At 49.0% G+C, this 15698-nt stretch carries 17 protein-coding genes; 11 read left to right on the top strand and 6 right to left on the bottom strand.

Going from position 1 to position 15698, the window contains the following annotated elements; all coding sequences use genetic code 11:
• Positions 1 to 88: 88 nt before the first annotated feature.
• Together EL309_RS05390 and EL309_RS05385 are read right to left on the bottom strand one after the other, a co-directional pair.
• Positions 89 to 958, bottom strand: coding sequence for a pirin family protein (locus EL309_RS05390; protein ID WP_193777299.1), 870 nt, complete (start codon positions 956 to 958; stop codon positions 89 to 91).
• Between the two features lie 50 nt (positions 959 to 1008).
• Positions 1009 to 1248, bottom strand: coding sequence for a DUF896 domain-containing protein (locus EL309_RS05385; RefSeq protein ID WP_004284410.1), 240 nt, complete (start codon positions 1246 to 1248; stop codon positions 1009 to 1011).
• Positions 1249 to 1359: 111 nt separating this feature from the next.
• Between EL309_RS05385 and EL309_RS05380 the strand changes: the two genes are divergently transcribed.
• The 3 genes from EL309_RS05380 to EL309_RS05370 all read left to right on the top strand — a co-directional run bounded on the left by EL309_RS05380 (position 1360) and on the right by EL309_RS05370 (position 5533).
• The gene (locus tag EL309_RS05380; protein ID WP_004284411.1) at positions 1360 to 1761 is read left to right on the top strand and encodes a winged helix-turn-helix transcriptional regulator; all 402 of its coding nucleotides are present in this window, start codon (positions 1360 to 1362) and stop codon (positions 1759 to 1761) included.
• Between the two features lie 235 nt (positions 1762 to 1996).
• A complete protein-coding gene (locus tag EL309_RS05375) occupies positions 1997 to 4120 on the top strand; it encodes a TonB-dependent hemoglobin/transferrin/lactoferrin family receptor (RefSeq protein WP_004284412.1) in 2124 nt (707 codons plus the stop codon).
• Between the two features lie 66 nt (positions 4121 to 4186).
• Positions 4187 to 5533: a PDZ domain-containing protein gene (locus tag EL309_RS05370; RefSeq protein ID WP_004284413.1), complete on the top strand. Its 1347-nt coding sequence runs from the start codon at positions 4187 to 4189 to the stop codon at positions 5531 to 5533.
• A 65-nt stretch (positions 5534 to 5598) separates the two neighbouring features.
• On the opposite strand, the gene EL309_RS05365 is transcribed toward EL309_RS05370, so the two are convergent.
• The 3 genes from EL309_RS05365 to EL309_RS05355 all read right to left on the bottom strand — a co-directional run bounded on the left by EL309_RS05365 (position 5599) and on the right by EL309_RS05355 (position 8661).
• Positions 5599 to 7026 (bottom strand): surface lipoprotein assembly modifier, encoded by a 1428-nt coding sequence (locus tag EL309_RS05365; RefSeq protein ID WP_004284414.1) that lies wholly within the window; start codon positions 7024 to 7026, stop codon positions 5599 to 5601.
• Positions 7027 to 7126: 100 nt separating this feature from the next.
• Entirely contained in the window at positions 7127 to 7855 is a 729-nt protein-coding gene (locus EL309_RS05360) for a Slam-dependent surface lipoprotein (RefSeq protein ID WP_004284415.1), read from the bottom strand.
• A 407-nt stretch (positions 7856 to 8262) separates the two neighbouring features.
• Positions 8263 to 8661 (bottom strand): hypothetical protein, encoded by a 399-nt coding sequence (locus EL309_RS05355; protein WP_231987919.1) that lies wholly within the window; start codon positions 8659 to 8661, stop codon positions 8263 to 8265.
• A gap of 152 nt (positions 8662 to 8813) precedes the next feature.
• Here EL309_RS05355 and rsmG point away from each other — a divergent pair, with 152 nt between their 5' ends.
• The 3 genes from rsmG (at position 8814) to EL309_RS05340 (ending at position 10993) form a co-directional block, all read left to right on the top strand.
• Positions 8814 to 9461 (top strand): 16S rRNA (guanine(527)-N(7))-methyltransferase RsmG, encoded by a 648-nt coding sequence (rsmG, locus tag EL309_RS05350; protein ID WP_004284417.1) that lies wholly within the window; start codon positions 8814 to 8816, stop codon positions 9459 to 9461.
• A 110-nt stretch (positions 9462 to 9571) separates the two neighbouring features.
• On the top strand, positions 9572 to 10339 hold the full coding sequence (locus EL309_RS05345) for a ParA family protein (RefSeq protein WP_004284419.1): 768 nt from the start codon (positions 9572 to 9574) through the stop codon (positions 10337 to 10339).
• 168 nt (positions 10340 to 10507) lie between these two features.
• Complete coding sequence (locus EL309_RS05340; protein ID WP_004284420.1) at positions 10508 to 10993, top strand: GlcG/HbpS family heme-binding protein; 486 nt, start codon at positions 10508 to 10510, stop codon at positions 10991 to 10993.
• Positions 10994 to 11068: 75 nt separating this feature from the next.
• Here the strand turns inward: EL309_RS05340 and EL309_RS05335 are convergent, their stop codons facing one another.
• On the bottom strand, positions 11069 to 12316 hold the full coding sequence (locus EL309_RS05335; protein WP_004284421.1) for a BaiN/RdsA family NAD(P)/FAD-dependent oxidoreductase: 1248 nt from the start codon (positions 12314 to 12316) through the stop codon (positions 11069 to 11071).
• A gap of 151 nt (positions 12317 to 12467) precedes the next feature.
• Between EL309_RS05335 and EL309_RS05330 the strand changes: the two genes are divergently transcribed.
• The 5 genes from EL309_RS05330 to EL309_RS05310 all read left to right on the top strand — a co-directional run bounded on the left by EL309_RS05330 (position 12468) and on the right by EL309_RS05310 (position 15694).
• Complete coding sequence (locus tag EL309_RS05330) at positions 12468 to 13328, top strand: ParB/RepB/Spo0J family partition protein (RefSeq protein ID WP_004284422.1); 861 nt, start codon at positions 12468 to 12470, stop codon at positions 13326 to 13328.
• Positions 13329 to 13623: 295 nt separating this feature from the next.
• Complete coding sequence (locus tag EL309_RS05325; protein WP_004284423.1) at positions 13624 to 13977, top strand: ATP synthase subunit I; 354 nt, start codon at positions 13624 to 13626, stop codon at positions 13975 to 13977.
• Entirely contained in the window at positions 13967 to 14833 is an 867-nt protein-coding gene (gene atpB, locus EL309_RS05320) for a F0F1 ATP synthase subunit A (RefSeq protein ID WP_004284424.1), read from the top strand. The genes EL309_RS05325 and atpB overlap by 11 nt, the downstream gene beginning before the upstream one ends.
• Before the next feature lie 84 nt (positions 14834 to 14917).
• Positions 14918 to 15151, top strand: a complete 234-nt coding sequence (gene atpE, locus EL309_RS05315; protein ID WP_004284425.1) for a F0F1 ATP synthase subunit C — start codon at positions 14918 to 14920, stop codon at positions 15149 to 15151.
• 72 nt (positions 15152 to 15223) lie between these two features.
• Positions 15224 to 15694 (top strand): F0F1 ATP synthase subunit B, encoded by a 471-nt coding sequence (locus EL309_RS05310; RefSeq protein WP_004284426.1) that lies wholly within the window; start codon positions 15224 to 15226, stop codon positions 15692 to 15694.
• Positions 15695 to 15698 lie beyond the last annotated feature (4 nt).

The raw sequence follows: 15698 nt of genomic DNA, 5'->3' as shown, positions 1-15698 counted from the left end.
TGAAATTGAGAAAATAAAGCATGGCTTATGAAAGAGGCCGTCTGAAAATTTTCAGACGGCCTCTTGCTGTTGAAAGACGTTTAACGGTTTAACCGATGTGTCCGAAACGTCCGCTTTGGAAATCGCGGACGGCTTGGTGGATTTCCGCTTCGGTGTTCATGACAAACGGGCCGTAGCCGACTACAGGTTCGTTAATCGGTACGCCGGAGAGCAGCAGGATTTTGACTTCTTCCCCGTCTGCTTTCACGGTTATGCTGCCGCCGCCGTTTTCGAAGCCGACCAACTGTCCGGCACCTGCACGGTCTTTGCCGTTAAATACGGCTTGGCCGCGCAATACGACCATGCACAGATTGTGGCTGGCCGGTATGTCGATAATGGCTTCGCTGCCTTTGTTGACCACTATGTCCCAGACGTTCATTTCGGTAAAGGTTTCGGCTGCGCCTTTGGTGCCGTTGTGTTCGCCTGCAATCAGGCGCAGGTGGCCGGCGTTGTCGGGCAGCCGTATCACCGGGATATTTTCCTTGGCGAGATGTTGGTAACGTGCCGGAGTGTTTTTGTCTTTGGCGGGCAGGTTTACCCACAGTTGTACCATTTCAAACAGGCCGCCTTGTTCGCTGAAGGCTTCGGAGTGGAATTCTTCGTGGATGATGCCGGCGCCGGCGGTCATCCATTGTACGTCGCCTTCTTTGATGACGCCGCCTCCGCCTGTCGAATCGCGGTGTGCCACTTCGCCGTGATAGGCGATGGTAACAGTTTCGAATCCTTTGTGCGGATGTTGGCCGACTCCGCGTCTGCTTCGGCGGTTGGGGCTGAATTCGTGCGGTGCGGCGTAGTCCAGCATTAAAAACGGGTCGGTGCCGCGGTTTTCGCCCATGTGGGAAAACAGGGGTTGTACGAGAAAACCGTCTCCTACCCAGTGTTGGCTGTCGGCGCGGTAGATTCGGCGTACGTGACGCATGGTGTTTCCTTTCTTTTGACTTTTTCGGCTTGTTGATGCGCCGTGTTGTTTTATCGGATGTCCGCACGCATTCCGGCGGCTTGTGCGGCGCGCAGTTTGGCCGGTGTGACATCATTGCCTTCCGTGTCGATCACGGTTACGGTGGAGAGCATATTGGTAAGCTGGCCGCATACTTTGCGGATGTATGCTTGGCGGAGTCGGGTACGCTCGGCCGATTCTTCATGGGTTAATCCTTCGGTTTTTGCTTTGCGGGCCAGTTCGTTGATGCGGTTCAATTCTTCAATACGCATGGTTGCCTCCTTGGAAAATGTTGCTTGTTGCCGGTTATTATAGTGGGTACAATCAGATTGACAAGTACGCACATTTTTTATACTGTTATATCGCATACATTGTGAAAATAAATGGGCGTTGAACCGGTGTTTTTGATGGAAGGTTTGGGTATGGATAGGGAAGAAGGAAACGGGCTTTGCTGCCCGGTGCGTACGACGTTGGATGTAATCGGCGGTAAATGGAAAGTGCTGATTCTGTATCATTTGGATAGGGAAACCCGCCGTTTTAATGAGTTGCAGCGCTTGCTGGACGGTGTGACGCAGAGAATGCTGACTTTGCAATTAAGAGAGTTGGAGGCAGACGGCATTGTCAGCCGCAAGGTTTATCCGCAGGTGCCGCCGAAAGTCGAATATTCGTTAACGGAATTCGGTTTGACCCTGATGCCTGTGATTGAAGCGATGCACCGTTGGGGCGGTGCTTATCGTGAAGAATGTTTGAAACAAAAAAGTGTTAAAACAGCAAGAGAGGATTAGCAAACCGATATTTCGTTTTGGGTTGGATGAGGCCGTCTGAAAATTTTCAGACGGCCTCATCTATTGTTGCAAATGTTTGTGACGGGTTGATTATAAATCTTGGGTTTTGATGGCCTCACTTCATGTTTATCAAATTTGATAAATATTTTTATTTTTTAGAATATGGTTTGTAAAAATATTTAATTTAAAATAAAATATAAATAATAATTATTATCAATTTTATCGGAGTGTAAATATGAAGGTGAAACATTTAACGATAGTTAAGGCGTTGGCTTTGATGTATGCAGGTTATGCCCATGCTGCCGGTACGTCTGTTTTGGAGCCGGTTGTGGTGGTGGGACAAAGCCAGAGCAAGCCGGAGGCGGTTAAAATCGGGGCGGAAGAGTTGAAACGTACGGCCGCCCAAAATATTGATGATACGGTTTTATATACGCCGGGTGTGGATGTGCGCTCGGATAATATGCAGGTCGGCCACCGCGGTTATGTGATTCGCGGCATGGGCGACAACCGCATTGCCATGACCATCGACGGCGTGCCTTTGCCGGAACTGCACGCGGATATGGCGAGGCCGAATTCGGCGCCGACGCCTTCTGTCAACCGCGATTTGGTTGAAATGGATACGCTCAAAACAGTGGAAATCCGTAAGAGCGGAGACGGTGTGGAACAGGGCAACGGTGCTTTGGGCGGTTCGGTCAATATGAGCACTTATTCGCCCGAAGATTTGGTTTCTCCGGAAAAGCCGTGGCATTTGGGCGTGAAATACGGATACAGAAGCACATACAAGAGCCACGGCGTATCGGCGACAACCGCGATGATGAACGGGCCGTTTGCCGGTATGTTGATTTTGACGCGGCGCAACAGCCATGAGGCGGAAAACTATGCCGAAAATGACGATGCAGGGGCAAGACGTACCATTTCCAACAAGCAGGATGTCGGTCAAAACAATATTTTGTTTAAAGCCAATGTATCAGGCGAACATCACCGCCTGGAAACCACATTCGAGCGCATGAGCCGCGATACGCATACCCGCCGTTTGGACCGTATGCGCCCGCATTTGGACAGCTCGACAACCGATGATGATTATGTACGCCGCCGTTTGTCGGTAGCTTACCGTTACCTGCCGTCCGATTCTTGGTTGGGTGAAGCTGCGGTACGCGCATACCGTCAAAATTTGAGCGTTGCCAACGATACGGACAGTTTGGGCAAGCAGACGACTTATTACCGCAACGATTACCTGCAGAAATTCAAAGGCATTCGCGCCGATATGAAAGGCAGCGTACTGACCGGCAACATTACCCAACAGTTTGCTTTGGGAACGGAATACCGCCAAACCGAAACCAGCCGCTTGCTGGATCAGGAAATGATTGGCACCGGTCCGGGTACGATTACCAACCCCCGAACCGAAAACCGCTATTTCCCGCCGTCCGAGCGCAAAACAGTCAGCCTGTATGCGAAAAACGATTTGGTATGGCCGGGTAAGACCACTTTGGGCTTCGGCTTGCGCTATGAGCGTGAAAAAACCGAATTTGATGTCGATGCGGCATATTTGGGGTCTGTGTTAAACAAATCGTTGATCGATAAACCGATGAAAACCCATGCCTTATTGCCGTCTGTATATTTGAGTGTTCCGCTGGCGGATGCATGGACGGCATCGGCATCGTATAAGCGCGGTTTCCGTTCGCCGGGTGTCGATGCCCAAGGTGCGGGCATGGACAGGGGCACATACCGGGTGCGGCCGAATCCCGATTTAAAACCGGAAAAATCGGATAATTTTGATGTCGGGCTGCGCTATCGCGGCGGTAAATTGAATGTTCAGTTAACCGGTTTTTATGCCCGTTTTAAAGACTTTATCAATACGGAAATGAAAACCAATTATTCGCCCGGTTATAAGTTTGACGTTTTATACAGCAACTTAGACAAGGCCAAAACCTACGGTGCGGAGATTGCGGCCGATTGGAAATTGACGGATGCCTGGAAATTAAGCGGTTCTATGGCTTGGATGAGGGGCAAAAACGAATCGGACGGCAAACCTTTGGGTAGCGCTTATCCGCTCAACGGTGTATTGGGTTTGGATTACGGTAAAGAAAAATGGAGTGTCGGTACACGCTTCCGCTGGTCGAAGAAACAGACCCGAGTTGCCGACGATACCCACTTCAAAGCACCGGGCTACGGAGTGTGGGACATGACCGCTTCCTTCCATCCGTCGAAACATGCCGAGCTGAATGTCGGCGTGTACAACATCGGCAACCGTAAATACTGGCGTTCTGCCGATGTGATAGGGGTGAAAAACAACCTTTTGGTAGACCGCTATACCCAGCCGGGGCGCAATTTCTCCGTGGGCTTGAATGTGAAGTTCTGATGAGTTGCCGTCAGGCTGCATAACCGCTGCCTGACGTTTATCCGTAACTGTTTGTGGAGAAATTTGATGTTGAAACAGGCTGCCAAAATAGGGCTGTGTGCCGTTGCATTGGTATTGTCGGGGTCGTTGTTTGCCGCAGAGGCGCAGTTTCACCGGTTTTCGCTGACGGCGTCGGACGGAAAAGACAGGCCTTATATCGTTTATACGCCGGCAGGCGTGGCGGCGGATGAAAAACGGCCGTTGCTGGTGTATCTGCACGGCGCGGTTTCTTCGCCCGATATTCCGGCCGAACCGTTGGACAAAGTGCGGCGTTCGAGCTTTTTGAAGCTGGCTGATGCCGGACGGTATTTGGTGCTGTTTCCTTTCGGGCAAAAAGGGGCGGCATGGTTTGATTCCGTCGGCACCGATATGGTGTTCAAACAGATAAACGAAGTGGAAAAACAGTTTGCCGTTGATGCGGACAAAGTGTTTATGAGCGGTTTTTCAGACGGCGCATCCGGTACGCTGTATTTGGCGGCGACACATCCGGAGCGGTTTGCCGGATTTATCGCCTTAAACGGTTCGTTGCCGGTGGCGGCGCATTTGGGCGAATCGCCGGTTTATCCTGAAAATATCAACCACAAACCGCTGTATATGATCAACACTCAAGGCGATATGCTTTACCCTGCGGCGATGATGCGCCCCGTTGTGGATTTTCTGCGGCAGCGGCACAGCCGTTTGGCGTTTCAAGAGCCGGAGGGCAACCACAATATGGCGTATTTGGAGCAAGTGCTGCCCGAGCTTCGGCAGTTTGTCGAGCAAAACAGCCGTCATATTACCGAATCGTTGGTATGGGAAAGCAGTGTGGCGCCGTCCGGTACGGATTGGCTGCGTATCGTCCGTTTGGCGCCCGACAAAGCGGCAAAACCGTGGCATGGTAAAAACAGCCTGAAAATGTTTAACGGCAAAGCCTCGTTCGGCATGAAATTTGATCCAGCCTATAAAAACGGCTTGAAAGTAGCCGAAACGACCGCCAAAGGTACGGCGGCAAAGATGGGCGTTCAGCCGGGCGACATCATCTTGAAAATGGGTGATACGGTGATGAACCATGCCTATGCGCCGTATCGGTATTTGGCGGGCAAGAAGGCGGGAGATGAAACCGAGCTGACGGTAGCCCGTCAAGGGCGCGAGTTGGTGTTGAAAGGGCGGTTTAATCCCGGATATCAATATGAAGTCTTCGAAAAGCAGCCGGTATCGGGAAAAATACGGGCAACTTTGCAAGGCGGTAAATTGGTGGTTGAAACTTCGCGTATTGCGGCTTTCAGTATTGATTTCGACCGCTTGCCGAACCGTGGCGGCGATATGACGCTGGTGGTGGACGGTAAAGCCGGCCGTGTTGTTGCAAAGGGCGTTCAAACGTTTGAAGTGCCGTGATGGCAAAGGGATACCCTAAGGCCGTCTGAAATTTTCAGACGGCCTCATTGTTATGCAATCGGACGTTAAAACACTTTCATCAGCGAAACGCCGACTTCGTTTTGCCGGTATTGGTACAGCCATTGGATATTGCTGTTAACCCTGCGGTGTTTGAAGGTCAGCGTAGGTTTCATACCGGCAAACCGCCAGCGTTCTGCGCCGATGTTGAGAATATAGGTTTGTTCGTGGTCGCGGCGGCGTTTTTCCAGAATGCGGTCTTCGCTTTTGTAGGTGCGCTGTTGGAAAACGGCGTGTGCGGAAGCGTCAAAACCCTGCTCGAATTGTTTGCCTATGCCCAAACGCAGGCTTGGCTGGCGGTAATCGCCTTGGCCGTCTGAAGTTTTGCGTTGCAGCCAATCCAAGCCTCCGAAGACGGCCCAGTCGGCGCGGGGGCTGTAGGAAACGGTGTTGTATACGGCCAGCGACGTGCCGTTGTTGTGCGCCGATTCTTCATCGAAGTATTTGAGTTTTTTCCATTCGGCTTCAGTGTTCCAAGACCAGTTGCCGAGATTTTCGTCCCATTCGGTACGTAGGCCGTAAGCGCGGTGTGAGGCGTGTTTGCCTTCTGCACTCCATTCCCATAACGGTGCGGCGGTGACGGTGCGGCGGGCGTTGGTAAATTGGTAGCCTGCGCTTAAGTTGGCGGTATGTTCGTTGTGTTTTTGGTGGTTGCGGTAAACGCGGCCGTAGGCCAAAGCGCGGACATTGACCCCGTGATGCCCTTTCACTTGCCAGTGGCGTGAGACGGCGGTTTCGTATTTGAGACCGGCGGCGGTTTCGGGTTTGTCGGCCGTCCAATAGTTGCCGATACATTTGCCTTCGAATTCATGGGTGCAGTGGATGCCGTTGCTGCCTTGGTTGACGTTGCTGTTCCAAATGCCGCCGACATTGACCGAACCCTGCCAGCTGCGGCGTCGGTCGATGGCCGTCTGAAAAGCTTGAATATTGTTTAATACGGGTTCGGGCAGGGGTTCTTGCTTGGCTTTGGCAAATTCGGCTGCGGATTCGCGGTTCAGGTGGTCGTCGAACAGCAGGCGTGCCAAGTCGAGCCGGCCTCGTGTGAAATCGGGTTGGCGTTGCAATAGTTGTTCGTATTTTTGCCGCGCTTCTTTCATGCGGCCGTCTGATTTGTTGAGTGCCGCTTCGGCAAATAGGGCAATGTCCTGATCGTAATGGGCTTGTTGGCGGTATTGGTTGAGCAGGCGGCGGACTTGCGGCCAGTCGCTGCGGTTGACAGCCATAAACAGGGCTTCGCCGTTGTCTTCTTGTGCGGTGTCTTGACGGCGGGCTTGCGGACTTTCCATGCCGGTGTTCAGGGTGTTGTCTTCGACACTTTTCCGCTCTTGGATTTGGACTGCCTGACGGGTGGTCTGCCACAGGCGTTGGGCCGTGTCGTCTGCCGCAACGGCAGGCAGTGAAACCGTCAGACACAGATACATGGATTTTTTCAGCATAATGAATAATGATGTGTTTGATAAATGGTGATGAGTAAGCCGGTGTAGAAAAAAGGCCTACATTCAGCAGGCCTTCTTTACGAATTAAAGTTCCGTCAGATTATTGTTTGGTACCGCCGAAAGCCGTATCCAAAGCGCGGTTGGTTTTGAACTTGGCTACACCGGCCAGGCTGGTTGCGCCGTCGCCGAAGAAGTGGCCTTCGGTTTTACCGAAGTGACCGTTGGCAACTGCGTGGCCTTTAAACGACGCTTTGTATGGGTTGATGTTTGAGTATACGTCCATTTTCACAGCGGCATTTTGCATAGAGCCGGTTAAGGTGCGTTTGCCGAAGTCGGCGTGCAGTTGGCCGGTCATGGCGTTGTTGCCGTTGTAGTGGTTGATACCTTGTACGTTGTAAGTTGCATTACCGGCCATCGGCATGTTTACAGCACGTTTGTCGCCGGAGTAGTATACGGCGCGGTTTTTGCCTTTAACATACTCGGTACCGTTCCATTCGCCGTAGTAAACTTCGGAACCGCCGCTCTTGATGGTGCTGAATGCGAAGTTGCCCATGTAGTTGCCGCGTTTTTGGTTGTAGGCGTGGATGGTTTTCACGTTGTTCGCATCGGCGGCAACATTGTAGTGGTTCAGGTATTTGTAGTGAACGTGCGATTTTTTAGCCGCGTTTTTCAATACTTTTTCGCCTACTTCTTCAGAAGCGGCTTTGCCCCATTTTACTTTCTTGGCAGGAACCCAATATGCGTCGGGGTGGTAATAGTTGGAACCGGCATAAGCACCTGTACATACCAATGCAGTCATCAAAGCCAGGGCAGTTTTTTTCATGTTCATCGCGAACTCCTTCTAAGTGATGGACATAGAGAAAGCTGCTTGTACAAACTGACATCCAAAACTGTACGGTTTGTCAAAAGCTCATCTTAGTCCTACGGTGGATAATTCTTACTTCTTTACGGATATGGGCTCATTATAGGAAGGTAAAGTTATGGCAGAATTAGCCCAGATTTAAATTGAATAAAGTTGCTGTTTAATTGTGCTAGGGAAAAGCCATGTTTTGTTAAGTGATTACTGCAATTATTAAAAAATATTGTTTTATAACAGTTGTTTATATTTTTCTGGCCAGACTTTTGATAATGGGTATTTTTTAGCAGCCGCTAATTTTCCGCTTGGGATATTGATTGAGGTTACATAAGTATGAGGCCGTCTGAAAATTTTCAGACGGCCTCAGTGGTGTAAATGGGTTATCTGTTGCGGCGTGAAAGGCCGGTGTTTAGCCGATAAGCCTGACGCAGCTTGATTGTCCGCGCCGGTTCTGCCTGTATGGCGGCGGTGTTGTCGGCGGCGAGCTGTTTTAAAACGGTTGCGGCAAAGTCTTCCACGCTTTCGCGGTTGAGCAGCAAGACATCGGCAAATATCACGCCGTTGCCGCAGTGGGAACCGATTTTCCGCAGAAAATCCGCGCCTTGTTCCGTTAGCACGGCTTCTTGTTCGTTTAACCGCTCCGTGTAAGACGTGCCTTCGCAAAAGCGGAAATAAATATGTTGTCCGTTTTGGGATTGAATCAAAGAAAAGGTTTCCCCTCTGGTTTGGGTTAAGACCGGGCAGGGTTGCGGTGTGATGATCAAGTGTCCGAAAGACATATTCTGTTCCTGATTCCGATTGGGCGTACAAGCCGTTTTATCCGCCATGTATGAACGCTTTTTCAGACGGCCTGTTAAATAATTCATCCTATAAAAGGGGGTTTTCAGATAAGATTACATCCGATTAAGAAGGTTTTGAAGGACAATCATTCATGGACAACAAATCAAAATTGCAAGAGGGCCTGCAAAAATTAGGGCTGGAGCTTTCTACCGCACAGCAGTTGCTGTTGTTGGAATATGTTGCCCTGCTGAAAAAATGGAACAGCACTTATAATCTGACGGCTTTACGCGACGAATCAACCATGATCAGCCACCACATTTTAGACAGCTTGACCCTGCTGCCTTATGTGAAAGATGCGAAAACCTTGATGGATGTCGGCTCCGGCGGCGGTATGCCCGGTATTCCCACGGCGATTTGCCGTCCCGACCTGCAGATTACGTTATTGGATTCAAATACGAAAAAAACCACTTTCCTGCAGCAAGTAGTGATTGAGTTGGGCTTGAACAATGTCACCGTAGCCAGCGGCCGCGTTGAAGCCATGCACGATAAAAAAGTCGATGTAGTCACCAGCCGCGCTTTTGCCGAGTTGGCCGACTTTATTGCCCTGACCAAGCATTTGTTGAACGACAGCGGTTATTGGGCGGCGATGAAAGGCGTGTATCCTTATGAAGAATTGGAACACGTTCCCGCCGAAGTCGAAGTAGAAAAGGTGGAAAAGCTGACGGTACCGATGTTGGAAGCCGACCGCCATATGGTGATTATGCGCCCCAGAAATTATGTTCCCTATTTTGTAATTTAACTCTTGAGGCCGTCTGAAAATTCAGACGGCCTTATGGTTTGGTCCGATACCATTTTCAAACGAATAACGGTACAATCCGATTCATTCTATTTTCTATACGGCTTAAGTTTATGACGATAAACATTATTGCGGTTGCCAATCAGAAAGGCGGCGTGGGCAAAACCACGACGGCGGTGAATCTGGCGGCTTCGTTGGCCGGGCGCGGCAAACGTGTTCTGGTTGTCGATTTGGATCCCCAAGGCAATGCGACAACGGGCAGCGGAATTGAAAAAAACGGCATCCGTTCGGGCGTGTATCAGGTTTTGCTGGGCGATGCCGATGTGAAGGAAGCGGTTATCCGCAGTGAAAACGGCGGCTACGACGTATTGGCGGCCAACCGCGATTTGGCCGGTGCGGAAGTGGAGTTGGTGCAGGAAATCGCGCGTGAAATGCGTTTGAAAAACGCGCTGGTTCAGGTGGCCGACGATTATGATTTCGTCTTGATCGATTGTCCGCCCACATTAACGCTGCTGACCTTAAACGGTTTGGTGGCGGCCAACGGCGTGATTGTGCCGATGGTGTGTGAGTATTATGCGTTGGAAGGCATTTCGGATTTGGTGGCAACCATCCGCAAAATCCGTCAGGCCATTAACCCGGGCTTGGATATTGTCGGGATTGTCCGCACGCTGTATGACAGCCGCAGCCGTTTGTCGCAAGAAGTATCCGAGCAGCTTCAGGCGCATTTCGGCGACCAGTTGTTTGAAACGACCATTCCGCGCAATGTGCGTCTGGCGGAGGCGCCAAGCCACGGTATGCCGGCTCTGGCTTATGATGCCAAAGCAAAAGGCACGCTGGCTTATATGGACTTGGCCGTAGAGTTGCTGGCCAGAGCTAAATAAAGATTGCGTTAAAAATAAAAATCAAGGCCGTCTGAAAATTTTCAGACGGCCTTCTGTTGTTTGGTTTGAGCGGAATTTTTGATATAAATCCTTGACTTGTTTGTATAAAAATTCTTAAATCAAAAAAGGACACTGTTGTCCGTTTTCGAGGAGAAAAATATGCGTTACATGAAAACAGCGGTATTGTTGCTCTCGTTGATGACCGGTATGCCTGCCGTTGCCGACGGGCTGACGAAAACTCTACCCGGAGATATGACGCTGAACCAAGCTCAAGCAGCGGTTCAGGCGGCGGTGGAAAAAGCCCGGGTGATGAAAGTGCCGGTTAATGTGGCTGTGGTGGATGCAGGCGGCAATTTGAAAGCGTTTGCGCGTATGGATGATGCGTTTATCGGCAGTATCGACATTGCCGAACGCAAAGCGCGTACGGCGCGTTATTTCAATATGTCTACCCGTGTGTTGGGCAAAGCTTCGCAGCCGGGCCAGCCTTTGTACGGCATTGAAACAACCAACGGCGGCTTGGTGATTTTTGCCGGCGGCGAACTGTTGACCGATAAAACCGGTATGATTATCGGCGGTATCGGCGTGAGCGGCGGTACGGTAGATGAAGATGAGGCCATCGCTAAAGCAGGTGTGCAGGTATTGCAAAGCCGCTAAGCTTATTCTTTTTAACTATGATTAAGCATGAGGCCGTCTGAAAATTCAGACGGCCTCATTATTTCGTTTCGAAACTTATGAAGCGCAAACTGCTTCGGCAGCGCAAACCGCCGACGACCAAGCCCATTGGAAATTATAGCCGCCCAACCAGCCGGTAATGTCCATCACTTCCCCGATGAAATATAAGCCTTCCTGTAATTTGCTCTGCATGGTTTTCGGATCGATTTCCTTAACGCTGACGCCGCCGCGTGTGACTTCGGCTTTCTTATGGCCGTCTGAACCGCTGGGCAGCAATACCCAAGCATTCAGGCTGTTACCCAGATTGTGTAGTATCTGATTGGGAATATCCGCCCATTTTTGATTGGCGTAATCGGCAAATTCGGCTTGCGAGAGCCAAAAGTCCAGCAAACGCTCGGGCAGGGTGGGGCAGAGTTGTTTTAAAGCGGTGTTTAACTGTATTTTCTGACCGGTTTTGCCGTTACATAAGGCTGCGGACAAATCGGTATGCGGATACAGATTGATGGTGATGGTGTTTCCGGCATGCCAGTAGCTGGAAATCTGCAGAATTGCCGGGCCGCTCAAGCCTTTATGACGGAACAGCAAGTCTTCATAAAATACAATATTGTTTTTACCGGAGCCGGTTGCCACGGAGACCGGCAAGGCAATGCCTGATAAGCGGTCGAAACCGAGTTGTACCCAATGCTCGAAGCGCAGAGGAACTAAGGCGGCTTCCGGTGTAACGATATTGTGGCCGAACTGCTTGGCAAGCTCGTAGCCGAACGGTGTCGCTCCGACAGCCGGCGCAGCCAAACCGCCCGTGGCCACAACCAAATAACGGCAATGGAACGTACCTTGGCCGGTGTGGACAGTGAAGCGGTAGGATTTATCGTCAGACGGCCGAACCTGATGGATACTGCATTCGGTATGCCAAGCCACTTTGCCTTTTCCGCACTCGTTTTTCAACATATCGATAATGTCTTTGGCACTTTCGGAGCAAAACATTTGACCTTTATGTTTTTCATGATAGGCAATGCCGTATTGCTCAACCAGCTTGATAAAATCCGTGCTTGAATAACGCGACAGGGCATGGCGGACAAATCTCGGGTTTTGGGAAACAAAGTATGCCGAGCCGTCACGACCGTCTAAATGGCGGTTGGTAAAATTACATCTTCCTCCGCCTGAAATCCGTATTTTCTCCCCGATTTTCGCCGCATGATCGAGCAGTGCAACCGATAAGCGGTTTTGACCGATTCGTGCCGCGCACATCATACCGGCCGCGCCCGCACCGATAACGACTGCATCGTAAATAAATTTAGACTTCATAGATACAAGCCTGATAAGAGTAAAACGCCTATTGTAAAGTATTTATGCCGTCTGAAACCAAACAATGCGGTGTGTAACAATATCCGATAAAATAAGGCCGCATCAAAAAAGCAAAACGGCCGGACTTCAAAAGATAAAAAGGACAGCAAATATGGCAAAACCCAAAGGCGGCTTAGGCCGCGGCTTAGATTCCCTGATTTCGAACAATATTGACGACGGTAGCGGTGACCGTTTGAAAACCATTGCAATCTCCGATATCCGTCCGGGACGTTTGCAGCCGCGCGTACAGATGGATGATGATGCGCTACAAGAATTGGCGGAATCGATTCGTGCGCAAGGCATTATTCAACCGGTTATCGTGCGCGAGCGCGGTTTGTCGCAATATGAGCTGATTGCAGGTGAACGACGTTGGCGTGCCGCACGATTAGCCGGTTTGACCGAAGTTCCAGCCGTCATCAAAAGCATTAATGATGAAGCAGCATTGGCCATCGGTTTGATTGAAAATATCCAAAGGGAAAACCTGAATCCTATCGAAGAAGCACAAGGTTTAAAGCGCTTGGTGGAAGAGTTCGGTTTAACGCATGAAACCGTAGCCAAAGCGGTTGGCCGCAGCCGCAGCAGTATTTCCAACAGCCTTCGTTTGCTTTCCTTGCCTGAACCTGTGCAGGATATGCTGTTCCAGAAAAAATTGGAAATGGGACATGCAAGGGCACTTTTATCGCTCCCGGTGGTCGAACAGCTCGAATTGGCGCAAAAAGCGGTGAAAAACGGTTGGTCTGTACGGGAAGTAGAACGCCGCAGCCAAGCCGCACAGCAAACGAAAAAAGTAGATGTACCCAAGAAAAGCAATCCCGACATTCAGCGTCTGAACGATATGTTGACGGAAAAATTAGGTGTTAATGCAGAAATTCAGACGACCAATCAGAAAAAAGGCAAAATTGTTCTACACTTCGACAATCCGGAAATGCTGGAAAGTTTATTGAAGCAGCTGGGCATTAAATACGATTATTAACCCGGATGTTTGAAGAGGTTTGCAATAAGCCGTCTGAAAATCCGAAAAGATGAATGCGGACGGCATATCTGCTTTTGGTATAAAGCGGTAAAGTTTAATCAAAAATAGGCAAATTATAGAGTGGAACTGCTAATAATTGCTGTTTAATTTTTTCAATAGTGTAGTAATATGTAGTCAATTGAATCTAGAGAGATTATTGTTAACAAGAAATTGATTCACAAATGTTAACAATTTTCTTGACGTATAAACACATATTTATTATAGTAGCTGCGCTTTATATTGGCCTGTTAAACCTATGAAAAAGATAGTTTGGCTGCAGTTTGCTGCCTTGTTAATGACGGCGGCTGTTTGCTCAATGTTTGCCGGCTATAATGGATTTCAGTCAGCCCTTTTGGGAGGATTTGCTTATCTGATTCCTTCTTTGGCTACGGTATTGCTTTTAAAAATTTTCAAACCTTACCCTCATCTTGCAGGTAAAGTGTTTTTGCTAGGAGAAGGTTTAAAAGTAGTGCTGTCTTTAGTGTTTATGTTGGTAATTTTTTATTTCTTTCATGAAACACTGGCATTTATCCCTTTCCTTTTAGGGCTGCTTGCCGTCAGCCATTTGGTTTTTTTAGCATTTTTGAGAGTTAAAGATTATGGCAGGTGAATCAATGACTGCTGCCGACTACATCAAGCACCACTTGCAAAGCTTGACGAGTCTGCAGGACGTAACCCAAGGCCAAGGCCTGAAAAATATTGCTGATTTCTCATTTATCAATATCGATGCGATTTTCTTCGCAATCGTATTGGGTATTTTGGGCAGCTTTTTCTTATGGCGAGGTGCGAAAAAAGCCACGGCCGGTGTGCCGGGACGCTTCCAGGCTGCGGTAGAAATCCTATTTGAATTTGTGGATGATATGTGTAAAAGCATTATTCACAATGAACAGTCCCGCAAAGTTGTTGCCCCTTTGGGTTTGACTTTGTTTGTTTGGATTTTTCTGATGAATGCAATGGACTTGTTGCCGGTTGATTTGCTGCCTTTGACCTGGCAGGCCGCCACAGGCGAGCATCATGCTTTGTTACGCGTTGTTCCTACGGCTGACTTGAATACTACTTTGGCAATGGCCTTGGGTGTGTTGATTGTATGTATTTTCTACAATATCAAGATTAAAGGCTTTGGCGGCTGGATGCACGAAATGTTCAGCGCTCCTTTTGGTTCCAAGCTTGCACCTGCAAACTTTATTTTGAATATTGTAGAGTTTCTGTCCAAAACAGTATCACACGGCATGCGGTTGTTTGGTAACATGTATGCGGGTGAGTTGGTGTTCTTGCTGATTGCCTTATTGGGCGGTGCTTGGGCTGCCTCAGGAAGTGTTGGCATTATGGATCCGATTATGTTCGTGTTCCACATTATTGCTGGTTTAATTTGGGCTATTTTCCATATTTTGGTAATTACCCTGCAAGCCTTTATTTTCATGGCTTTGGCTTTTGTGTATATCGGTCAAGCGCATGACGCACACTAAAGTTTTAAGTAGTTCTTTTATTTAAATTTAAGTAGTTTTTTTCAACGTAGTTTTAACCTTTGTTTTTATTTAAGGAGTTTTAAAATGGGTTTAATTGCTATCGCATGTGGTTTGATCGTAGCTCTGGGTGCTCTGGGTGCTTCTATCGGTATCGCAATGGTAGGTTCTAAATATCTTGAGTCTTCTGCTCGTCAACCTGAGTTGATCGGCCCATTGCAAACTAAACTGTTCTTGATTGCTGGTTTGATTGATGCGGCTTTCTTGATCGGTGTGGCTATTGCCCTGCTGTTCGCCTTCGTTAACCCGTTTGCAGGCTAATCCGAACAGAATTGTTTCGATACAAACGAAACACCGTTTGTTTGATTAACCCTAATACGAAGGTTAAGTAAAGTGAATATTAATGCAACCTTATTTGCGCAGTTAATCGTCTTTTTCGGTTTGGTATGGTTTACAATGAAATTTGTATGGCCGCCAATCGCAAAAGCGTTAGACGAGCGTGCTGACAAAATTGCTGAAGGTTTGGCTGCTGCCGAGCGAGGTAAAAGCGATTTTGAACAAGCAGAAAAGAAAGTTGCAGAACTCTTGGCTGAAGGGCGTAATCAGGTTGCCGAAATGGTAGCCAACGCCGAAAAACGTGCAGCTCAAATTGTAGAGGAAGCCAAAGAGCAAGCTTCTGCAGAGGCTGCCCGTATTACAGCACAGGCTAAAGCTGATGTTGAGCAAGAGACCAACCGCGCACGTGAAGCATTGCGCGAACAGGTGGCTTCATTGGCAGTTAAAGGTGCTGAGTCCATTTTGCGCAGCGAAGTAAATGCTGAAAAACACGCACAAATGCTCAGTACTCTAAAACAGGAGCTGTAATTTT

This window comes from Neisseria weaveri (assembly GCF_900638685.1).
GTDB classification, from domain to species: Bacteria; Pseudomonadota; Gammaproteobacteria; order Burkholderiales; family Neisseriaceae; genus Neisseria; species Neisseria weaveri.
Note: the sequence above shows the minus strand (reverse complement) of the source record. Positions and strands in the feature narration are given on the sequence as shown.